This is a genomic window from Ilumatobacter fluminis, assembly GCF_004364865.1.
Lineage (GTDB): Bacteria > Actinomycetota > Acidimicrobiia > Acidimicrobiales > Ilumatobacteraceae > Ilumatobacter > Ilumatobacter fluminis.
On sequence record NZ_SOAU01000001.1, the window covers coordinates 4,419,690 to 4,441,498 of the forward strand.

The window sequence follows — 21,809 nt, forward strand, 5'->3', positions numbered from 1 at the left end:
TCACGCTCCGTCGGTTGGGGTCAGACCCCAACCGACTGGTCTTGCTCGACACGAACCTGCCCCAGGTCGGTTGGGGTCTGACCCCAACCGACTGGTGCGACATCAGCCGACCTCCAGGGACGCGACCAGGGTACGTTCCGCTCGCTCGAGATGGATGTGCAGGAGGCCGAGCGCCGCAGGCGCATCCCGCCGTCGGCATGCGTCGAGCAGGCGAGTGTGTTCGTCGTCGGAGTCGTCGGCGCCGCCGAGCGCGTCGGTGTAGAGCACGACGTACGGGGCGACCGCGGCGTGGAGGATCTCGACCATGGCCAGGCCTCGCCGCCAGTCGGCGGCCCGGTACAGCGCGCGGTGGAACCGCCAGTTGGTGTCGGCGGTGCCGGCGTCGTCGACCAGCGCCTGCTCGGCTTCGGCGAGGTCGACCAGTGACAGCCGGTCGACGGCACGTTCGAGGAGCTGCGGTTCGAGTGCCCGACGGAGCGCGTAGTTCTCGACGGCGTCGGCGACGGTGAGCCGGGGGACGAACGCGCCCCGGTTGGTCTCGAACCGCAAGAGGCCCAGTGCGGCGAGCCGTTGGAGGGCCTCGCGGACGGGGATCTTGCTGACGCCGAGGCGGTCGGCGACCTCGTCTTGTCCGAGGCGGAGACCGGGCGCGAGTTCGCCGCGCAGGAGTTCGCCCATGAGTTCGTGTTGCACGCGGTCGACGGTTGACATCGAGTGTGATCGTATACGATTATGGGATCCCCCGCCACTTCGAATCGGAGAACCCACCATGACGAGCCTCGACGACTTCCGCCGCGAACCGCTGCTGTTCGGCCCCTCCCCCGTCCACCCCCTGCCGCGCCTGTCGGAGGCACTCGGCGGCCAGGTCGAGATCTGGGCCAAGCGCGAGGACTGCAACTCGGGCATCGCGTTCGGGGGCAACAAGGTCCGCAAACTCGAGTACCTCGTTGCCGACGCGATCGACACGGGCTGCGACACCCTCGTGTCGATCGGTGGTATCCAGTCGAACCACACCCGCCAGGTCACCGGTGTGGCCTGCAAGCTCGGCCTGAAGGCCGTGACGGTGCAGGAGGGGTGGGTCGACTACAACGACATGTGTTACGACCGGGTCGGCAACATCCAGCTCACTCGCATCATGGGTGGCGACCCGCGCATCGACCCTGCCGGCTTCGACATCGGCTACCGCGATTCGTGGACCCGGGCACTCGACTCGGTTCGCGAGTCGGGCGGCACGCCCTACGCGATCCCGGCCGGTGCCTCCGACCATCCGCTCGGCGGGCTCGGCTTCGCGAACTGGGCGCGCGAGGTCGCCGCCCAAGAAGTCGAGCACGACACGTTCTTCGACACCGTCGTCGTCTGCACCGTGACGGGCTCGACGCACGCCGGCATGATCGCCGGCTTCGCGCTCGAAGACCGTGACGATCGGCGCGTGATCGGCATCGACGCATCGGGAACACTCGAACAAACCATCGACCAGGTGACCCGCATCGCCACGCAGACCGCCGACCGGATCGGCGTCGGCCGTTCACTGCGCGACGACGAGATCACCGTCGTGCCCGGCTACGAGGGTCCGGCCTACGGCGTGCCCGACCGAGGCACCGTGGAGGCGATCCAGCTGGTCGCCCGCACCGAGGGCGTGCTGACCGACCCCGTGTACGAGGGCAAGTCGATGGCGGGCCTCATCGGGATGATCCGATCCGGAGAGATCGAACCGGGATCACGGGTGCTGTACGCCCACCTCGGCGGCCAGCCCGCACTCCCCGCCTACGCCGGATTCCCCGGTCTCGGTGCCCCCGAACGCGAACTCTCGCACTGACCCCATCCGTCCTCCGGACGGCTCCGAATCCCTGGCATGACCACCCGTCGTGCCGCCGTCGACCCCGTGAGGCGCACCCGCCCACGCGGCCTCGGCGGCGCGCGGGTGGCCTCCGGAGCGGGCCGATGAACGCTCAGGTCCTGCGTCACCCGAATTGGGGATATGCCGTGGCAGATGACGGACGTGCGACGATGGGAGACGTGCCACGTCTCCGCCTGCTCCGGTCATCCGAACCGGACGACCCGAAAACTGCGGCCGTCGAGGCGCTCCGCGGCGCCGGCCGCGGCGACGAGCAGGCCTTCGCCCGCTTCTACGATCTCGTCTCGCCGACGGTGTTCGGCACCGTGTTGCGGGTCGTGCGCAATCGCTCCTTCGCCGAGGAGATCACCCAGGAAGTGTTCGTCGAACTGTGGCGTCAGGCCCCCCGCTACGACCCCGACCGGGGCTCGCCCACCACCTGGGCGGCGACGATCGCCCATCGACGGGCGGTCGACCGAGTGCGCTCGGAAGAGTCGTCGCGCGCCCGCGACGACCGCCACGCCCGCGACACGCCGGCCGACCGCGACGTCGTCGCCGACACCGTGACCGACGAGGCAGCCGCCGAGTACGACCGCGATCGTGTGACGAGAGCGCTCGGCCAGCTGACCGAGGTGCAGCGAGAGGCCGTGACGCTCGCGTACTACGGCGGGCACACGTATCGTGAAGTCGCGACCCTGCTCGACACGCCCGAGGGCACGGTCAAGACGCGAATACGTGACGGACTCATCAAGCTCCGCGACTACCTGGAGGTGACGGCATGACGAACGACGTTCATCATCTCGCCGCCGCCTACGCGCTCGACGCCCTCGATGCCGACGAGCGCGCCATGTTCGAGACGCACCTCGAGGGCTGCGAGGCCTGCCGGGCCGACGTCGCCGACTTCGCCGGTGTCGCCGGCGAGCTCGCCACGGCGACCGCTGCGACCCCGCCATCGGGCCTCCGTGATGCCGTCCTGTCCGACATCGCCCAGACCCGCCAGGAGCGACCGGCGGTTCGCCAACTCGACCAGGCGCGGCGCCAACGATCCGGCGTCCTGCTGGCTGTCGCTGCGGCGGTCATCGGGCTGATCGCCGGCGCGGCGATCGTGCTGTCGGTGATCGACCGCAGTTCCGACGCCGACGTCGTGCTCAGCGCACCCGACGCGATCACGACCCCGCTCGAGGGCACCGACGGTTCGGTGCGTGTCGTCTGGTCGACCGAGCTCGGCCAGGCGGTCCTGCTCGGCGACGGGCTGGCCGACCCGGGCGACGGTCGGGAGTACGAGTTGTGGGCGATCGTCGAGGACGGTCCGCTCCCGGCCGGGTTGTTCACTCCCGACGACGGCAGTGTCGAGTCGGTGTTCGATCTCGATCCGGACGCCACCTCGCCCGCCGCGTGGGGCATCACGAACGAGCCCGAGGGCGGATCCCCCGCCCCCACCGGCGACATCTTGTACTTCGCCGAAGTCTGAGGCTCAGAAGGGGTCAGGCACCTTCTGGCCAACCAGGTCGAGCCGACGCCAGGTCGCCTGCCAGAAGGTGCCTGACCCCTTCTGGTTCGAAACGATCGGTGGGTTGAGGCTCGCCACCAGTGGGAACGGTCGACGAGTGTTCGACTCGTTGCCGGTTGCTGTCCTCGTGCTCGTCGTCGGTGGCGTCGTCCTGCTCACGGCCGGGGTGAAGTTCACCAAGGTGGTCGACGAACTGGCCGACCGGACGCACCTCGGTGAGGCGCTCGCCGGCGCCGTCCTGCTCGGAGCTGCGACGTCGATGCCCGGCCTCATCACCACCATCACCGGCGCTGCCGAGGGTGACGCCGGGTTCGCCCTGAGCAATGCGCTGGGTGGGATCGCTGCGCAGACGACGTTCCTCGTACTCGCCGACCTCATCTACCGACGCACCAACCTCGAGCACGCCGCGGCCTCGCTCCCCAACATCTTGCAGGCTGCGATCCTGATCGCGCTGGTGGGCGTGGTGCTGCTGGCGACCGTCGGGCCCGATGTCGAATGGTTCGGCATCAGCCCCGCCACACCGGCGCTCGTGTTGGTGTACGTCTACGGCCTCGGGCTGGTTCGCCGGGCGCGCGAGTCGCCCATGTGGAACCCGCACCCGACCGACGAGACGGTCGAGGACGAGCCCGAACTCGACGACGGCGGCGCGTCGCTGTCGAGCCTGTGGACCTGGTTCGCCGGCTTGGCGGCCGTCGTCGCGGTCGTGGGATACGCGATCGGTCAGAGCGGCCTGACGATCGCCCGCGAGTCGGGACTGTCGGGCTCGGTCGTCGGCGCCTTGTTCACGAGCGTGGTGACGAGCCTGCCCGAGCTGGTCACCGTGTTGACCGCTGTGCGGATCGGCGCACTGACACTCGGCGTGTCGAACATCGTGGGCGGCAACACCTTCGACGTGTTGTTCGTCGCCGCGGCCGACATCGCGTTCCGCGGCGGCTCGGTGTACCGGGCTGCCGATCAGCAGGCGTTGTTCGTGATGGCCCTCACCGTGGTGCTGACCGCCATGCTGATCGCCGGTCTCCTCACCCGCGAACGACGCGGGATCGGCTTCGAAGGCGTCGCCATCCTCGGCACCTACGGCATCGGCGTCGCCGCCCTCGTCACCATGTGACGACGCTCGGCCGACCACGGATGGTGGCAACTGGTACGTTCGCCTGGCGATGGTGGACGAAGCAGGGCCGGGGCGCACCGAGCGGGTGTCGCGGCGGATCGAGAGCCGGTTCTTCGACGAGACGTCGCCAAGCCTCGATCGATTCGGGTCGCTGCTCGCCCTCACGGTCGCCTCGGTCGTGGCGCTCTCGCTCATCGACGTCCACGCGATCGAGAACACCCTCGCCCGCGGCATCTTCTCGATCATCTTGTCGACCGTGACGGGGATCACCCTCGTGCTCGGGTTCCGTTCCGCCGGCGTTGCGCGCCGGGGCCGCCGGATCGCCGAGGCGATGGTCGTGCTCGCCTTCGTCACGAGCGTGATCAGCCTCGCGCTCGAACAGGCCGGCAAGCTCGAGGCCTCGGCCTGGCAACCCGACCGGCCGTCGCCGTTGTGGGTGCTGATCGCGGTGATCACCCCGTTCGCGGTCATCCACCGGCTGATCGCACACCGGACCGTGACGGTGCGGACCCTCGCCGGAGCGATCGCCGCCTACCTCCTGATCGCGATCGCCTTCTGCTACCTCTACCTGTACGTCGACGCGTTGACCGACGACAGCTTCTTCGCCCAAGAGCGGACGATCGCATCGTGGGAGTTCATGTACTTCAGCCTGGTGACGATCACCACGCTCGGCTACGGCGACCTGTCGCCCGACAACCCGGTCGGGGGCCTGCTCGCGACATCGGAGGCGGTGCTCGGCCAGGTGTACCTCGTCACGTTCGTCGCCATGGTCGTCGGCCTCCTGATCCAGCAACGCGACGACTGAACCTCCCGGAACGAAACGCCGTCGGTGTTCGGGCGAGCACCGACTGTCTCGGCGCCGTCCCGAACTGCACTAGGTTGCTGGGCGGGGAGCGGTTTCGGCCGCAGGTACAGGGGAGGTCGTCATGACCGAGACCGCAGTGGCATCGAGTGTCGCGGCGAGAGCCGTCGACGCTCGCAAGACGTACGGGGAAGGTGACGCGGCGGTCCACGCACTCGCCGGGGTCACGGTCGATTTCCCTGCACAGGAGTTCACGGCGATCATGGGCCCGTCGGGTTCGGGGAAGAGCACACTCATGCAGTGCGTGGCCGGCCTCGACCGGCTCACGTCCGGCCAGGCGTTCATCGGCGACACCGAGCTGTCGACACTCTCGAAGACCGACCTCACGCTGCTGCGCCGCGACCGATTGGGTTTCATCTTCCAGCAGTACAACCTCATCCCGACGTTGACGGCCGAGGAGAACATCCTCTTGCCGCTCACCCTCGCCGGCGAGGATCCCGACCGTGAGTGGTTCGACCAGATCGTCCGCACGGTGAACCTGACCGACCGACTCGGCAACCTGCCGAGCCAGCTGTCGGGCGGCCAGCAGCAACGGGTCGCGGTGGCCCGTGCACTCGTGCCGAGGCCCGACATCGTGTTCGCCGACGAGCCGACCGGAGCCCTCGACTCCCGCACCGGCATCGAGATCCTGTCGTTCATGAGACGGGCGGTCGACGAGACCGGGCAGACGATCGTGATGGTCACCCACGATCCACACGCTGCGTCGTACTCGAACAACGTGTTGTTCCTGGCCGACGGACAGATCATCGACTCGATGGCCGACCCCACGACCGATCGGGTGCTCGACCGAATGAAGCGGTTCGAGGCCTGACGTGTTCAAGCTCGCGATCCGCGGCGTTCAGATGAACGTCGGCCGGTACATCGCCACCCTGGTGGCGATCATGACCGGTGTCGCGTTCTTCGCCGCCTCCGGCTTCCTCGCCGACCGGGTGATCGACGCGCTCGAGGGCAACGCTCGAGATCAGTACGCCGGCGTCGACGCCGCGGTCATCGCCGACGAGGACGCTGCCTCGTCCGGTTCCGAGTTCGCTGCCAAGTTCCGCGTGTCGGCCGATGTCGCCGACGAGATCGGGGCCCTGCCCGAGGTCACCGCCGTGGCCGGGCACCTGACCGGAGCCGTCGCGTTCCTCGCGGACGACGGCACCACGTTCGCGGACGGCGCGACCGGCCGGACGTGGGTCGCGGACGACGAACTGAACCCCACTGACATCGTCGAGGGAGCCGCACCGACGGCAGCCGGCGAGGTCGTCGTCGACCAGGGCCTCGCCGACGACGAGAACCTGGGTGTCGGCGACAGCGCGACCCTGCTGACCCTGGCCGGCCCCGAGGACGTGACGATCGTCGGCATCACGAAGTTCGGGGACAACGATGCACAAGACGGCGGCGGCACCGTCTCGATGACCGACGACGACGCCTTCGTCTGGCTCAACTCGGGCCAAGAAGAGTTCGACGACATCTTCGTGCGCGGCGACGGCAGCCAAGACGAGCTGGTCGCTGCGATCGAGCCGCTCGTGCCGCCCGGCATGGTCGTGCAGAACGGCGACGATTTCGTCGACGACCAAGTGAGTGCCGCTGGTTCGATCGGGCGCATCCTCAAGCAGGCACTGCAGGTGTTCTCACTGATCGCACTGTTCGTCGGCGGGTTCGTCATCGTCAACACCTTCACCGTGATCGTCGCCCAACGGATGCGCGAGCTCGCCGTCCTCTCGGCGATCGGTGCCACGCCGAAGCAGCTCAAGCGATCGCTTCGGTGGGAAGGCATCTTGATCGGACTGATCGGCTCGATCCTGGGCGTCGCCGTCGGCTTCGGGCTGACGTTCCTCCTCGTGTTCGTGATCTCGCAGCTCGGGATCGACCTGCCCGGCAGCGGGCTCCGGGTGACGCCGTCGGTCGTGAGCCAGGGCATCGTGCTCGGCACCCTGATCACGTTCCTGTCGGTGATGCGCCCGGCGCGCAAGGCCGCTGCCGTCGAACCGATCGAGGCGTTGCGCGAGTCGGCGGTGGAGTCGAACACGCTCACTCGCAACCGCATCGTCCTGGTGGCCGTCCTCGTCGGCGGTGGTGCCGCCGCGCTCGTGGCGGCACCCTCGGCAGCGCTGCTCGGGCTCGGCGCGATCGCGTTCTTCGTCGGCGTGATCCTCGCCGGGCCGGTGATTGCGCTCGGTGCCAGTCGGTTGTTCCGGCCGCTGATGGGGCGCCTGGGTCTGGAGGGACGGCTCGCCGCCGACAACATCGGACGCAACCCGCAGCGCACTGCCACCACGGCGAACGCCTTGTTGATCGGTGTCTTTCTCGTGACGCTCGTGACGGTCTCGGGTACCAGCCTCAAAGACTTCGCGGTCGACCAGATCGATCAGCTCGCGTCGGCCGACTTCACGATGAGTAGCGCCGGGGGCACGGTCGACGATCAACTGGTGGCCGACCTCGAGGCGATCGACGACGTCGAGCAAGTGGTGCCGTTCCGGACCGAGACGGTCGGACAGGCGAACGACGACAGCGGCGTACCGCTGTCGTTGTCGACGGGTGATCTGGTCGCGCTCTCGGAGGTGGCGAACGTCGAGGTGGAGGAGGGCACCGAGATCGCCGACCTCGGCACTGGTGAGGTGTTGGTGGTCGACATCGGGGAGGACACCCCGGCGATCGGCAGCACGGTCACCTACGTCGACAGCGCCGGCGATTCGGCCGACTTCACGGTCGCCGGGATGATCGCCGGCAGCATCGACTCGTTGACGCTCGGCAATCTGACGACGCAGGAGTCGTTCGATGCCTTCGTCGGCGACACCGCTCCGACGGCCGCCTTCATCGATGCGGCCGACTCCACGCAGTCCGACGTCAAAGAGGAGATCGAGGCGATCACCGACCTCCGACCCGACATCACGCTGTCGGCCGGCAACCTGCTCAGCCAGCTCGTCGGACAGATCTTCGACTTCATGATCAACGCCGTCAACGGACTGCTGCTGATGAGCGTGGTGGTCGCACTGATCGGCATCGTCAACACGATGTCGCTGTCGATCATCGAGCGGCGCCGCGAACTCGGGCTGCTGCGGATCGTCGGCATGGTCGATCGGCGTGTGCGGCGAATGGTCCGCATCGAGTCGGTGCTGATCGCATCGGTCGGCACGGTGAGTGGCGTGGTCATGGGGGCCTTCATGGGCTTCTCGCTCGTGTTCGCCATCAACCGCTTCTCGTCGGCCGACATCGGGGTCGACTTCGCTCCGCTGCAGCTGGTGATCGTGCTCGTCGCCGGCGTGATCCTCGGGTACTTGGCGGCGCTGATCCCGGCGTCACGGTCGACCAAGCCCGAGGTACTCGATGCGATCCAGGTCACCTGACGGGCAGGCTCGGACGGGGTCCGGGCGCCGACTACGTTGAGCCCAGGGGATGGCCACGGAACCGACGACCGATCAGCCCGCCGACGGGCCGGCTGCCGCGACGGGGTCGATGACCGCGCTCGGCACGATCGCCCAGTGGGTCGACTCGGTGCTGCCGGCCGAACCGACCGCCGACGCTCGCGACGCGATCGACGAGTTGATCCCGACAGGCGACGGACAGCGCGAGTACGTGTTCCGCTTCAGCGCACTGATCTGCTTGAGCGCGTGGATCGCCTCGTTCGGGCTGCTCGCCGACTCAGGAGCGGTGGTGATCGGCGCAATGCTCGTCGCGCCGCTCATGACGCCGATCATGGGCGCCGCCGCAGCGGTCGTCACCGCCGACAACCGTCGTCTGCTCCGGGCGATGATCATCATCGCCCTCGGCACCACGCTCGCGATCGCCGTCGGATGGGCGACGAGCCTGATCGCCGGCGGCAGCGTGATCGACGTTCGGGCGCTGCCCGGCGAGATCCGGGGCCGAACGTTCCCGGGCCTGCTCGACCTCGGCGTGGCGATCTCGGCCGGCGCCGCAGCGGGGTACATCCAGCCCAGACGTTCGGCGATCGCTGCGCTGCCGGGCGTCGGCATCGCCGTGGCGTTGGTGCCGCCGCTGGCGACGGTCGGGATCACGGCCGAGCTCGGGCTCGGCGAGGAATCGCGCAACGCGTTCCTGCTGTATCTCACGAACCTGGCGGCGATCATCTTCGCGGCCGGGCTCGTGCTGCTGCTCAGCGGGTTCCGGCCACATCAGCGTCACGGCCGCGGCGCCCTCCGCAAGCGGCTGTTCGTGACGACGCTGGCCGTGCTCGTGGTCGCCATCCCGCTGTTCCGCCACACGCGGTCGGTCATCCGCGACCTGCGTCTCGAGAGCGCCGTCGTCCAATCGGTCGAGGTGTGGGATCCCGACGCCCGCATCGTCGAGATCCGCGCCGACATCGCCGGTGACGAGGCGGACATCGAGTTGGTGATCGTGAGTCAGGGCGAAGCCGAACCGGCCTGGGCGCTCGCCGAGCTGATCCGAGACCGCTTCGATGGACCGGTCGCGTTGTCGGTGCTGTACCAAGGCGACGAACACTTCGTGGTGAACGCTCGATGACGCGACGCGGACGACGCTGGACCCTGCTCGTCGTTGCGCTGACGGCCTCGACGCTCCTGCTGTGGCAGTGCACGTCGGCGTTCGATGCCGAACCGGACACGGAGGCCATCGGCGTGTTCGGTCCGTGGCTGAACGAGGACGCCGACGCGTTCGCGGCGGTGCTCACCGACTTCACCGAACGCACCGGGATCGACGTGAACTACACCGGCAGCAGCGATTTCGACAGCGACCTGCGGCAACGGGTGACTCGCGGCCTCGACATGCCGGACGTGGCGGTGATCCCCCAGCCCGGTCTGATCGCCGAGCTGTTCGTTCGCGGCCAGATCGTGCCGCTGTCCGAACCGACGATCGTCGAGATCGTCGAGAACTACCCGTTCTCGACGGAGGAGATCTCCGTCGACGGCACAGCGTTCCTGGCCCCCTACCGGACGAACGTGAAGTCGCTGGTGTGGTATCGGCCCGACGTGTTCGCGGACAACGGCTGGACGGTCCCCGACACGCTCGACGGGCTCCACGAGCTGGTCGACGAGATCCAGACGACCGACATCGCACCGTGGTGCTTCTCGATCGAGTCGGGCGCGAGCACGGGCTGGGCCGTGTCCGACTGGATCGAGGATCTGCTGCTGCGTCGTGCGGGCCCCGACGTGTACGAGCAGTGGATGCTGTCGCAGCTGCCCTTCACCGACGACGCCGTCGCCGCCGCCGTCGACGAGTTCGACGACCTCGTGCTCGCTCCCGGACGAACCGTCGGAGGCGCCCAGCGGGTGTTGGGCGAATCGGTCGAGGACGCGTCCGGACCCATGTTCGACACCGAACCGGGGTGTGCCCTGTACCGGCAGGCCAACTTCGCGACCGCCTGGTTCCCCGACGACGTCGTCGCCGGTGACCAGGTCGACTTCTTCGTGTTGCCCGGCGTCGAGGGGGATCCTCCGCTGCTGCGTGGTGGCGGCGGCCTCATCCAGTTCAGCGACCGTGCCGAGGTGAACGACCTGATGACCTTCCTGGCCAGCGTCGACGGAGCCCGGGCGTGGCTCGAACGAGGCGGCTACCTGAGCGGACGCGACACGCTCACGGTCGACGACCATGCCGAAGAAGACCGTCCGTTCGCACAGCTCCTGCTCGACGCAGAGGTGCAACGCTTCGACGCGTCCGACACCTTTCAGTCGGAGCTGCGCGACACCTGGCTCTCGTCGCTCACGGCGCTGATCACCGAAACGGGCCGCCTCGACGGCATCGCCGGGTTGGACGACCTGCTGGTCGAGGTCGACGAGGTGCGCCGGGAGGTCGTCGATCAGGTGGCGATCGCAGCCGCTGCACGGGCCGACGAGCTCGAAACGGGTTCGGGTACCGACACGGCTACCACGAACACGGACACCACGGACAACACGGAGGAGGAAGCACCATGAGTCACGAATTCGACGACGGGCACACCATCGGCGACCTCGGCACACCGGCGGGGGCGAAGCACTACGACGCCGACGGTCATCTGAAGCGCCACTACTACGAGAAGGAGCTGCGGCGTCTCCAGACCGAGCTCGTGAAGCTGCAGTACTGGGTGCAACACGCCGGCCTCCGTGTGCTCATCATCTTCGAAGGGCGCGGCTCGGCCGGCAAGGGCGGTGTGATCAAACGGATCAACGAACGCACGAGCCCGCGCATCGTCCGCACGGTGGCACTCCCCAAGCCGACCGAACGGGAACAGACGCAGTGGTACTTCCAGCGATACGTGCCGCACCTGCCGTCGGGCGGCGAGATCGTCCTGTTCGATCGGAGCTGGTACAACCGCTCGAACGTCGAGTGGGTGATGGGGTTCTGCACCGAGGAGCAACACCAGGAGTTCTTGCGCACGTGTCCGTCGTTCGAACGGATGCTCGTGCGGTCGGGGATCGTCCTGCTGAAGTACTGGTTCTCGATCAGCTACGGCGAACAGGAGCGCCGTTTCAACGCCCGCAACGAAGAGCCGATCAAGCGCTGGAAGCTGTCCGACATGGACCTCGAGGAGCACCGCCACTACGTGCGCTACTCGATGGCGAAGGACACCACCTTCCAACACACCGACATCAAGCAGGCGCCCTGGTTCGTCGTGCCGTCCGACGACAAGCGGCGAGCCCGGCTCAACTGCATCAGCCACATCTTGGATTCGATCCCGTACGACGACATCGTTCCCGACCCGGTCGAGATCCCCGAGCGGCTGAACCCGCCGTACATCCGTCCGCCGATGGGCGAACAGACCTTCGTTCCGCAGCGCTACTGAACCCGATGCGATGACCGACGACGAGAGCGACGGCGGGGCGTCGGTGCCGGGTCCCGACGAGACCGAGCTCGTCGGACCGGGTCGGTATCCGTTGCGGATCCAACCGGCGGCGGCGATCATGCCGGGCGAGGCCGACGCCCGGCGGCTGCTCCGGCTGTGGTTCGTCCGGAAATCGTTCTATTGGATCTTCTTCTCGGGTTGGACCGTGGGCTCACTGGTCGCGGCAAGTCGACACGAGCAGCCCGAGTTCGATGTCCAGAACAGTCTCACGGCGGCCTGGTTCCTGGTGTTCCTCGCACTGGCGCTTCGCTTCGTCGCCAACTGGATCGCACTCGGCCTCGCCTTCCCACTCGCCCTCGCGCACGAGCCGAACCTGTCACCGCGGACCAACGTCGGTAGCGGTATCGGCAAGTTCTTCGACCGGCTCCACATCGCTCGCGCGTTTCGATCGCTGCGCTGGACGCACCACGTCCGTCAGGTCGCCCAACGCCGCCTCGGACGACGCGGTCGGCAACTCGGCAAGCTCGATCCGATCTTCGACGTCGTCAACATCGCGACCGGCGTCCTGGCGTTCGTGGCCTTGTTCTACGCCGTCTCCCGCGTGAGCACCTGACGGCGTCGAACGGCCGCCCGGTGCGTGTTGCTTCCGGGTTCGGCGTGCCGTAGATTGCCGCGCAACTGAAGGGGAGTATCCCTCGAGGCCGATCGTCAGGACGCTCCGCACGGAGCCGGTCGGGCCAGCCCAGCCAGGGCGGAGAGACCTTCAGCGCAACGACACACCGTTCGCTGAAAGGAACCCACGATGTCACCACGACCTCCCCGGTCGGCCTCACCGTCGAGCACCTCGCTCGCAGCCCCGGCCGACCCGCCACGACCCGCCGACGCGTCGGCGCCGTGGCACCGCCTCACCGCGGTGGAGACACTCACGGCCCTCGGTTCCTCGACCGACGGGCTCGACCCGGACGAAGCCGAGCGTCGCCGTGCCGAGCACGGCCCGAACCAACTGGAGGAGCGAGGCGGCACGTCGCCGTGGCGCCTCGTGTGGGAACAGCTCTCGGCCGTGATGGTGCTGATCCTGATCGGCGCCGCTCTGTTGTCGTTGGTGCTCGGCAAGTACCTGGAGGCCGGGGCGATCGGCGCGATCGTGATCCTGTTCGCGGTGCTCGGCTTCGTCCAGGAGTACCGCGCCGAGCAGGCGATCGCCGCATTGCGCCGGATGACCGTGCCGGTCGTGCGGGTGGTTCGAGGCGGCTCGCCGCGCGACCTTGCGTCGGTCGACCTCGTCCCCGGCGACGTGGTGGTGCTCGAAGCGGGCAGCGTCGTCCCGGCCGACCTCCGGCTGATCGAGTTCGCGAACCTGCGTGTGCAGGAGGCGGCGTTGACGGGCGAGTCGGACCCCGTCGACAAGCGGACCGATCCGGGCGACCGCGACGACGTGCCGCTCGGCGATCGTCGGTCGATGGCCTACTCGGGTACCCAGGTCACGTACGGGCGTGGCGTCGGCGTGGTCGTCGCAACGGGGATGGCGACCGAACTCGGCACGATCGCGTCGCTGCTGCAGGAGGTCGCTCCCGAGCGCACCCCATTGCAGGACCGGCTCGACCGGATCGGAAAGCAGCTGGCGCTGGCCGGCTTGATCGTCGCTGCGCTGGTGGTGGCGATGGGCGCGGCGGCGGGCGAGTCGGTCACGAACCTCGTGCTGACGGCGATCAGCGTGGCGGTGGCGGTGATCCCCGAGGGTCTGCCGGCCGTCGTCACGTTCACGCTGGCGGTGGGCGCTCAGCGGATGCTGCGGCGCGAGGCGCTCATCCGGAAGCTGCCGGCGGTCGAGACGCTCGGTTCGGTGACCGTGATCTGTACCGACAAGACCGGCACGCTGACGCAGAACGTGATGACGGTGACGGTGGTCGATGTCGGCGGTCAACGGGTGGCGATGGGCGAGGGCGGTCCCGACCGCTCGACGCTGCCGCAGGGCGCCGACTCGGCATTGCTGCTCACCTTGCTCGCGGGATCGCTGTGCAACGACACGTCGATCGATCGGGATGCGTTCGGCAACCCGGTCCTGCTCGGTGACCCGACGGAGACGGCCTTCGTCGCCGCGGCGCTCGCGCTCGGTGTCGACGTGGAGGAGATCCGCCGGCGAGTGCCGCGGGTCGCCGAGTTCCCGTTCGACTCGGAGCGGAAGCGGATGAGCACCGTGCACGATCCGCTGCTCAGCACGGTGCTCGAACTGACCGGTTTGCCGCAGGATGCCCCGCTCGTGTTCGCGAAGGGGTCGGTCGACGGGCTGCTGGAACGCTCGACCGGCGCGTTCGACGGCGGACGGCTGGTCGATCTCGACGAGGCGGTGCGGACTCGCATCACCACGGCCGACGACCGACTCGCGAGCGACGGCATGCGCGTGCTCGGGGTCGCCTATCGCCGCTTGCCCGAGGAAGTCGACCTCGCCGATGTCGAGGCCGTCGAGGGCGACCTCGTGTTCGTCGGTCTGGTCGGGATGATCGACCCGCCGCGCGACGAGGTCCGCGACGCGGTTGCAACGTGTCGTGCGGCCGGGATCCGACCGGTGATGATCACCGGTGACCATCCACTGACGGCGCGGGCGATCGCCCGCGACCTCGGGATCAGTGACGGAGAGCGGGCGTTGACCGGGCCCGAACTCGACCGGCTGACCGCCGACCAGTTCGCCGCCGCCGTCGGCGTCGTTCCGGTGTTCGCCCGGGTGTCGCCCGAGCACAAGCTGCGGATCGTCGAGCAGTTGCAGTCGCAGGGCCAGGTCGTCGCGATGACCGGCGATGGCGTGAACGATGCTCCGGCGCTGAAGCGGGCCGACATCGGCGTGGCGATGGGGATCACGGGCACCGACGTCTCGAAAGAGGCGGCCGAGATGGTGCTGCGCGACGACAACTTCGCGACGATCGTCGCCGCCGTCGAGGAAGGACGGGTGATCTACGACAACCTGCGACGTTTCGTCGCGTTCGCGGTCGCCGGCAACCTCGGCAAGATCATCGTGATGCTCGGCTGGCCGGTGCCGTTCCTGCTTGCCGGCGGCGAGTTCGAAACGGCGATCGCCTTGCTGCCGCTGCAGCTGTTGTGGCTGAACCTGATGACCGACGGTCTGCTCGGCTTCGCGATGGGGGTCGAGCCGGCGGCACCGGGCGTCATGCAACGGCCGCCGCATCGTCCGGGGGCGGGCCTGTGGTCGGGCGGTGCGGGCTGGCGTACGGCATGGATCGGTTCGGTGATCGGTGTCGTCTCGCTCGGCGTCGGCTTCGCGTACCACGCCGCCGACCGGGTCGAGTGGCAGACGATGGTGTTCACGACCCTGGCGTTCATGCAGATCTTCCAGGCGATCGGTGCCCGGTCGGAGCGCGAGTCGTTGCGGGCGATCGGCCTGACCTCGAACCGGGTCATGGTCGGCGTCGTCGGGGCGGTCGCCGCCCTGCAGCTCGCTGCGATCTACACCCCGCTCCGCACCTTCCTCGATCTCGAGCCGCTCTCGACGTTCGACCTCGCGGTGCCGGTCTCCCTGGGCGCTGCGCTGCTGGTCGTCATCGAGACGACGAAGCGGTTCGCCCGCCGTGGCCAGGCTCCGGGCTGATCAGGCCTTGCGGAGGCGCTTCAGTTCGTCCTTCTCGCGGAGGCGCTTGCGGCGACGGTGACGCCACGCCCAACCGATCGACTCGGTGACGACGACGGTCGCACCGATCGCGATGAGGAGCAGGAGGACGAGCGGCAGCGTGCCGTCCATCCACAAGAAGTTGATCTCGACGTCCTGGGTGTTCTGCGCGGCGGCGATCACGGCCAGGGCGACGATGACGACGACAGCGCCGCCCGCCCACATCACCCCGGTGCCGCGATAGTCCCGCACCGGTTCGGCCTCGGTGCGGTCGGTCGGCGTCGTGTCGGTCGGCATGTCGTCAGGCGCTCGCATGTCCAGGCATACCCACTTCCTCGCGACAAGACACACCTGCTGCCTCGAACAGAAGGGGTCAGGCACCTTCCGTTCAGCAAGCTCGGATCTGAGCTGGCTTGCGGGAACGGAAGGTGCCTGACCCCTTCTGTTCAGCGGAGGGCGCGGGCGATGGCTCCCCAGCGGTTGACGGCGGCGGGGTCGCGGGCGATCGACTCGGCGGCGAGGTACGGGACGATGCGAGCGGCGATGCCGTCGTACCGTTCGCGCAACCGGTCGGCGAGTTCGTCCCACGGAGCGGGGATCGCGAAGTGGTCGAGCACCTCGTCGGTGACGAGTGCCGACAGGGCATCCATGTCACCGGCCCGCATCGCCTCGGTGAGGCGGGGCGTGAGGTCGGTGAAGCCGAGGTCGTCGAACTGGTAGGCGTAGTTCGGGGTCGACCCGTAGAACGCGATCTGGGTGCGGGCCCGCTCCCACAACGGTGCGCGCTCCTCGGGCGTGTCGCCGGGAACGGCGAACACCGGCACGATCAGGTCGAGGTCGGCGAGGGTGCGGCCGGCCGCCTCGGCGCCGGCGGTGACGGCGGGCAGCAACCGCTCCTGCAAGTAGTGCGCGGAGTGGAGCGGATGGACGTGGATGCCGTCGGCGACCTCACCGGCCACTCGGCACATCACGGGTCCGACGGCGGAGATGTCGACCGGGACGTCGCCGTACTCGTGGGTGGGCGGCGACCACGCGGTGGGGAGCAGGCTGAGCGGGTAGAACTCGCCGTCGTGCGAGAGGCGTTCCTCGCGTCGGAACGCCCGCAGCGAAGCCTTGACGGCCAGCACGTAGTCGCGCATGCGGGCGGCGGGGCGGTCGAACTCGCCGGCGTAGCGGCGTTCGACGTGGGCTTTGACCTGGCTGCCGAGTCCGAGCCGGAACCGGCCCTGGGTGTTGCCGGCGATCTCCCACGCGTACTGGGCGGCGATCATCGGGCTACGCGGGAACGCGACGGCGATGCCGGTCGAGAACGAGAGGGTCGGTGCCGCCTCGGCGGCCATCGCGATCGAGATCCACGGCGTCTGGGACGACTCCGTGAAGAGCATCCCGGAGAAGCCGGCCGCCTCGAGCCGCCGCGCCAGATCGGCGGTGTCGGACCACGACGCCACTCCGGTCATCAAGTCGAGTTCCATGGCCCGACAGTAGAGAGCGGCCGGGATCTCGCCAGAGCCGGACCCGCCGGACGCGAACCGGCTGACCGCTCCGAGGAACGGTCAGCCGGTGCACGTTGTGGGCGTCCTCGACCTGTCAGCCGCTGAACGGCGCCACCGGGAGCGGGGTCGCAGCCCCGACGAAGGCGACGATCTGGTGGGCGCCGGGGTTCGTCTGGACCGGGATGGTCTCCCAGTTGTTCGCGACCCAGACGTTGCCGGACGGGTCGATCGCGACGCCGGTGTTGCGCGTCAGCCCGTCGAAGGCGTAGCCGGTGTCGTCGGGCGAGATGCCGTCGCCCGTGCTGAGGCCGCGCGGGCAGGTCGACGGATCGGTGCCGCAGAACGCCGACAGTCGCTTGTCGGCGAAGTTGGCGGCCCAGACGTTGCCGGCGCCGTCGGTGGCGATGCCCCACGGGCGGGTCACGCCACCACCGGTGAAGGGCCCGGCCACGGTCGTGCCGTCGGCGCTGATGAGCGACACCGACGGTGCGCCCTCGGCGTCGGCGGGACGCTCCGGACACGGCAGGGTCGTCGTGCCCGAGTTGGCCACCCACACGCTGCCGTCGGGAGCGGTCGCCAGACCCATCGGGTTCTGGAAGCCCGGGTCGGTCAACGGCGAACCGTCGATCGGGCTGCCGTCACGGTTCAACACGGCGACGGTGTTGTTCTGGATACCGCTGACGAAGATGTGCTCGCCGTTGTCGACCACGTCGAAGGGCTGCTCGAGGCCGAGACTGCCGAGATTGACGGCCGCGGCCGGGTCGCCACCGGGATACAACGACACCGTGTTGTTGCCACAGTTGGCGATCCACACGTCGTCGTTGTCGGACACGACGATGCCCTGCGGCCAGCTCAGGTCGCCGCGGGTGAAACCTTCCTCCGGCGAGAGCGCCTCACCGTCGTAGGTGAACAGCGACATGCTGTTGTGGGGCGGCTGCTGGTCTCGGGGCACCCGGGCGCCGCAGCGGCGAAGCCGAAGTTGCTGAACCACAACCGGCCGTCGCTGGTGAACTCGATGCCGAAGCCCGAGCCCGACAGGCCGCCGCCTTCGTAGGTCGCCAGCAGTGCTCCGTCCGGGCCGAACTTGAACATCTCGTCGCTGCCGCAGACCGGGTTCTCCGGGTTGGGGTCGTAGTCGTAGTTGTTGTTCACCCAGACATTGCCGTCCGGATCGATGGCGAACGCGCCGGGTCCGGCGAGGTCGGTGCCGTCGCCGTCGAAGCGCAGTGCGAGCGTCCATGCCGCCGGTGCGACTTCCAGACCGGGCCGGTCACCCGCCTGGAGCTGCGAGAGCGCGAACACCGGCTCGACCGCAGCCGAGGGGTCACGCGCGATCGACGCGACGGTCGCGGCCATCGAGGCAGCGGCGTCGACACCGGCCGCATCGTCGAGCTCGACGCACAGGCTCCGATCGGCCAGGCAGGCACCGACCGCGTTCGTCAGCGAGGTGAACGCAGGAAGGGTTTGGGTCGCGTAGCCGTTGGGCGCGGTGGTCAGCACGTCGGCGTAGTCGCCGGTGACCGGATCGGCGAGATTCGCCGCCATCGAGACCGCGTTGACGAACCCGGGGTTGGGGCCGGACGGCAGATCGTCACCGAAGAACTGGGCCAGGCCGTAGCCGGCGGCGACGGTGGTGCGTTCGTTCACGGTGAGCTCGGCGCCGACATCGGTCGTGACGACGGCGAGGTCAGCGCCCTCCGAGTCGGGGGACGCTGCTTCGACCAGCAGGACGCGGTCATCGGGGAGGTCGACCTCGCCCAGCGCGAAGGCGCCGCCGTCGGTCTCGCCGCTCGCCAGCTCGACCGGGTCGCCCTCGCCGACCGACCAGGCGGTCACGGCCCACTCGACGTCGCCGACGTCGGCGATCGGAGCGACCCTGCCGCTCAGGCCTTCGTCGGCGTCTTCCGGCTCCGCATCGTCGGAACCGTCGGTGTCAGTGTCAGCGTCGTCGGCCTCCCCCGATGCGTCGTTCTCGTCCGAGTCCTCGGACTCGTCGCTGGGTTCGGTGGTGTCGGGCGTGGTGTCGGGGGCGGTATCTGGCGCAGTGTCGGGCGTGGTCGTGCCCGATTCATCGGCGTCCTCGCCCGAGCACGCCGCCGCAGCGAGGCTGAGGGCGACGACGATCGGAATGACGCGTTTGCGTGCTTTACGTGGTGTCATGACTACTCCGGGTGGTTGAGTGCCCTGACCATAACGGTTCCGATCACGCCCACCGAACCGGACTCCACTCACGCCCCGCGATCGACGGCGGACGGTCGGATGAGGTCAGACCCCATCCGACCGGAAACCGCTGGCTGATCACCGCACGCCCTGTCGGATGGGGTCTGACCTCATCCGACTCGGTGATTGCCGGAGCGTCAGACGACGGAGAGGTTGACGTCGATGTTGTTGCGGGTGGCGTTCGAGTAGGGGCACACCTGGTGGGCTTGCTCGACGACCTGCTGGGCCTGCTCGGCGGTGGCGTTGGGGAGGCTGACGTCGAGTTCGACGCCGATGCCGAAGCCGCCTTCCTCGGTGGCACCGAGGTGGACGGTGGCCGAGACGGCCGAGTCGGTTACGTCGACGCCGGCCTCCTTGGCGACGAGGCGGAGGGCGGAGTGGAAGCACGCCGAGTAGCCGGCAGCGAAGAGCTGCTCGGGGTTGGTGGCGTCGCCGGTGCCGCCGAGCTCCTTGGGCATGCGGACATCGAGGTCGATGACGCCGTCGTCGGAGCTGACGTGGCCGTTGCGGCCGTCGCCGGTGGCGTGAGCGGTGGTGGAGTACAACTTCTTCATGTCCACAATCATATTGTGCACGATTGAATTGTCCAACACCGTTCTCGGGGTAACGTGGAGGCATGGCGAAACACGCCCAACTCGAACTCGACAACCAGTTGTGCTTCCCGCTCTACGCCGCGTCGCGAGCGATGACGCGTGCCTATCTGCCGCTGCTCGAACCGTTCGACCTCACCTACCCGCAGTACCTCACCATGCTGGCGGTGTGGTCGGGCCCCGAGGCCCAGACGGTCGGTGAGCTCGGCGCTCGGCTCCGACTCGATTCCGGCACGCTGACCCCACTCCTCAAGCGCCTCGAGGCCCGCGGGTTGGTCGAACGCCACCGCGACCCGGACGACGAACGGCGTGTGCTCGTGTCGGCCACCGCCGAGGGCACGTCCCTGCAGGACGAACTCGCCGACGTACCGCTCTCGCTGGCGGTGCGCACCGGCCTCACGCTGGAGGACGGCATCGAGTTCCGTCGCCTGCTCGACGCACTGCTCACATCACTCGACCGACACGAGGAGACCCCCGCATGACGAAGCTGCTCACCAGGGAGACGACGCGATCGGTCACCAGGTGGCTCCTCGGCGGCGCTCTCGTCTTCGCCGGCATCGGCCACCTCACCCATCAGCGCGAGGAGTTCCAGGCCCAGGTACCCGACTGGTTCCCGGTCGACGCCGACCTGGTGGTGCTGCTGTCCGGTGTCGTCGAGATCACGCTCGGCCTGGCACTGGTCTTCGTCAGCCGATACCGGGCACTCGTCGGCTGGATCGCCGCCGCCTTCTTCGTCGTCATCTTCCCCGGCAACATCGCCCAGTGGATCGAGGGCACCGACGCGTTCGGGCTCGACACCGACACCAAGCGGTTCGTGCGCCTGTTCTTCCAACCCGTGCTCGTCGCCTGGGCCCTCTTCTCGACCGGCGCGTGGCGGGCCTGGCGCCGAGGCGGCACATCGGCGGTCCTCACCGCCGAGTGATGAGGTCGTGCCCCACCCGAGTTGTCTACGCGGCGACGAGGGTGATGCCGTCGCCGAGGACCTTGGCGCCGAGGATGACGAAGAGGACCGACATGACGGTGGCGTTGTTGTGGGTCAGCCACGCCTTCATCGAGTCGAGGACCGGGGTCATCTTCTCCTTGGCGGCGAGGTAACCGACGACCGGCACGATCAGGGTGATGGAGGCGAGCACCACGTAGACAGCGGCGACGGCGGCTTCTTCGCCGGTGTCGAGCCCGGCACCACCGATCGACACGGCGGCGGCGAGGGTGAGGCCGAGGTTCTTCGGGTTGACGCCCGACAGCAGCACACCCATGCCGACCGCCTTGACGGCGGTGAACTCGTCGATCGAGGTCATCCACGCCGGCATCTCCGGCTCCTCACCGTCGGCGGGGCGGCTGCGCCACTGCTTCACGGCGAGGGCGAGGAACACCAGGCCGATCAACACCTTGATCCAGCCGCCGCTGTCGCTGTCGCCGCCGGACCCTTCGAGGCCGAGCGCCAACACGACGATCGTCACGATGGCGAGGCCGGCGATCCATCCACCGAGGAACGCCAAGCTGTTCGACGCCGCCCGCTTCGAGAACAGCATCAGGATGAGGGCGATGATCGGCACCGGGCTGATCGCCACCCCCACCGCAAATCCGAGTATCTGACCAATCGCTGCGCCCACGAGCCCACCTTTCCGCGGCGAGTGTAGATCGGGCGATCCGGCAGGCCCGTCACGCCCGCCCGGCGCTCGACCCCGCCCGACCGACGACGCCCCGGACCCAAAGGCGATTAAGTCGCCCCGGCGTCCACCGGTGGTTCCGAAAGCGATTAAATCCACCACACGTCCGACACCCCGACGCCGCCCGGACCCGAAGGCGATTCAATCGACCTGGCGTCCACCGGTGGTTCCCAAGGCGATTT

At 68.6% G+C, this 21,809-nt stretch carries 21 protein-coding genes; 14 read left to right on the forward strand and 7 right to left on the reverse strand.

All coding sequences use genetic code 11. The features are described from left to right. Window positions 1-102: 102 nt before the first annotated feature. Window positions 103-711, reverse strand: coding sequence for a GntR family transcriptional regulator (locus tag BDK89_RS20030; RefSeq protein WP_166657719.1), 609 nt, complete (start codon window positions 709-711; stop codon window positions 103-105). A 58-nt stretch (window positions 712-769) separates the two neighbouring features. Here BDK89_RS20030 and BDK89_RS20035 point away from each other — a divergent pair, with 58 nt between their 5' ends. From BDK89_RS20035 to BDK89_RS20090, 12 genes are all read left to right on the forward strand, one after another. Next, window positions 770-1,816 (forward strand): 1-aminocyclopropane-1-carboxylate deaminase, encoded by a 1,047-nt coding sequence (locus BDK89_RS20035; protein WP_133870646.1) that lies wholly within the window; start codon window positions 770-772, stop codon window positions 1,814-1,816. 191 nt (window positions 1,817-2,007) lie between these two features. Continuing rightward, complete coding sequence (gene sigK / locus BDK89_RS20040; RefSeq protein ID WP_133870647.1) at window positions 2,008-2,616, forward strand: ECF RNA polymerase sigma factor SigK; 609 nt, start codon at window positions 2,008-2,010, stop codon at window positions 2,614-2,616. Then, window positions 2,613-3,305, forward strand: coding sequence for an anti-sigma factor (locus BDK89_RS20045; protein ID WP_133870648.1), 693 nt, complete (start codon window positions 2,613-2,615; stop codon window positions 3,303-3,305). Before sigK ends, BDK89_RS20045 begins: the two co-directional genes overlap by 4 nt. 136 nt (window positions 3,306-3,441) lie before the next feature. Beyond that, window positions 3,442-4,452: a sodium:calcium antiporter gene (locus BDK89_RS20050; RefSeq protein ID WP_133870649.1), complete on the forward strand. Its 1,011-nt coding sequence runs from the start codon at window positions 3,442-3,444 to the stop codon at window positions 4,450-4,452. 49 nt (window positions 4,453-4,501) lie between these two features. Beyond that, window positions 4,502-5,257: a potassium channel family protein gene (locus tag BDK89_RS20055; RefSeq protein WP_133870650.1), complete on the forward strand. Its 756-nt coding sequence runs from the start codon at window positions 4,502-4,504 to the stop codon at window positions 5,255-5,257. Between the two features lie 121 nt (window positions 5,258-5,378). Beyond that, window positions 5,379-6,125 carry an ABC transporter ATP-binding protein gene (locus BDK89_RS20060; RefSeq protein ID WP_133870651.1) on the forward strand — a complete coding sequence of 249 codons (747 nt, stop codon included), beginning with the start codon at window positions 5,379-5,381 and terminating at the stop codon, window positions 6,123-6,125. A gap of 1 nt (window position 6,126) precedes the next feature. Then, window positions 6,127-8,646 (forward strand): ABC transporter permease, encoded by a 2,520-nt coding sequence (locus BDK89_RS20065; RefSeq protein ID WP_133870652.1) that lies wholly within the window; start codon window positions 6,127-6,129, stop codon window positions 8,644-8,646. A gap of 49 nt (window positions 8,647-8,695) precedes the next feature. Next, window positions 8,696-9,781 carry a DUF389 domain-containing protein gene (locus tag BDK89_RS20070; protein WP_133870653.1) on the forward strand — a complete coding sequence of 362 codons (1,086 nt, stop codon included), beginning with the start codon at window positions 8,696-8,698 and terminating at the stop codon, window positions 9,779-9,781. After that, entirely contained in the window at window positions 9,778-11,187 is a 1,410-nt protein-coding gene (locus BDK89_RS20075; protein ID WP_133870654.1) for an ABC transporter substrate-binding protein, read from the forward strand. The genes BDK89_RS20070 and BDK89_RS20075 overlap by 4 nt, the downstream gene beginning before the upstream one ends. Continuing rightward, window positions 11,184-12,035: a polyphosphate kinase 2 gene (gene ppk2 / locus BDK89_RS20080; protein WP_133870655.1), complete on the forward strand. Its 852-nt coding sequence runs from the start codon at window positions 11,184-11,186 to the stop codon at window positions 12,033-12,035. Before BDK89_RS20075 ends, ppk2 begins: the two co-directional genes overlap by 4 nt. Before the next feature lie 10 nt (window positions 12,036-12,045). After that, window positions 12,046-12,648, forward strand: a complete 603-nt coding sequence (locus BDK89_RS20085) for a hypothetical protein (RefSeq protein WP_133870656.1) — start codon at window positions 12,046-12,048, stop codon at window positions 12,646-12,648. Window positions 12,649-12,837: 189 nt separating this feature from the next. Then, a complete protein-coding gene (locus BDK89_RS20090) occupies window positions 12,838-15,636 on the forward strand; it encodes a cation-translocating P-type ATPase (protein ID WP_133870657.1) in 2,799 nt (932 codons plus the stop codon). Here BDK89_RS20090 and BDK89_RS20095 read toward each other — a convergent pair whose 3' ends face one another. From BDK89_RS20095 to BDK89_RS20110, 5 genes are all read right to left on the reverse strand, one after another. Further along, window positions 15,637-15,969 (reverse strand): lipopolysaccharide assembly protein LapA domain-containing protein, encoded by a 333-nt coding sequence (locus tag BDK89_RS20095; protein ID WP_133870658.1) that lies wholly within the window; start codon window positions 15,967-15,969, stop codon window positions 15,637-15,639. Window positions 15,970-16,100: 131 nt separating this feature from the next. After that, window positions 16,101-17,126 (reverse strand): TIGR03617 family F420-dependent LLM class oxidoreductase, encoded by a 1,026-nt coding sequence (locus tag BDK89_RS20100; RefSeq protein WP_133870659.1) that lies wholly within the window; start codon window positions 17,124-17,126, stop codon window positions 16,101-16,103. Window positions 17,127-17,241: 115 nt separating this feature from the next. After that, complete coding sequence (locus BDK89_RS20105; RefSeq protein WP_166657720.1) at window positions 17,242-18,066, reverse strand: NHL repeat-containing protein; 825 nt, start codon at window positions 18,064-18,066, stop codon at window positions 17,242-17,244. Further along, window positions 18,000-19,307: an NHL repeat-containing protein gene (locus BDK89_RS21920; protein WP_166657721.1), complete on the reverse strand. Its 1,308-nt coding sequence runs from the start codon at window positions 19,305-19,307 to the stop codon at window positions 18,000-18,002. Before BDK89_RS21920 ends, BDK89_RS20105 begins: the two co-directional genes overlap by 67 nt. Window positions 19,308-19,504: 197 nt before the next feature. Then, on the reverse strand, window positions 19,505-19,921 hold the full coding sequence (locus BDK89_RS20110) for an organic hydroperoxide resistance protein (protein WP_133870661.1): 417 nt from the start codon (window positions 19,919-19,921) through the stop codon (window positions 19,505-19,507). Between the two features lie 62 nt (window positions 19,922-19,983). Between BDK89_RS20110 and BDK89_RS20115 the strand changes: the two genes are divergently transcribed. Next, window positions 19,984-20,439: a MarR family winged helix-turn-helix transcriptional regulator gene (locus tag BDK89_RS20115; RefSeq protein ID WP_133870662.1), complete on the forward strand. Its 456-nt coding sequence runs from the start codon at window positions 19,984-19,986 to the stop codon at window positions 20,437-20,439. Then, window positions 20,436-20,879: a DoxX family protein gene (locus BDK89_RS20120; protein WP_133870663.1), complete on the forward strand. Its 444-nt coding sequence runs from the start codon at window positions 20,436-20,438 to the stop codon at window positions 20,877-20,879. Before BDK89_RS20115 ends, BDK89_RS20120 begins: the two co-directional genes overlap by 4 nt. Window positions 20,880-20,904: 25 nt before the next feature. Here the strand turns inward: BDK89_RS20120 and BDK89_RS20125 are convergent, their stop codons facing one another. After that, the gene (locus BDK89_RS20125) at window positions 20,905-21,570 is read right to left on the reverse strand and encodes a GAP family protein (protein WP_133870664.1); all 666 of its coding nucleotides are present in this window, start codon (window positions 21,568-21,570) and stop codon (window positions 20,905-20,907) included. Between the last annotated feature and the right edge of the window lie 239 nt (window positions 21,571-21,809).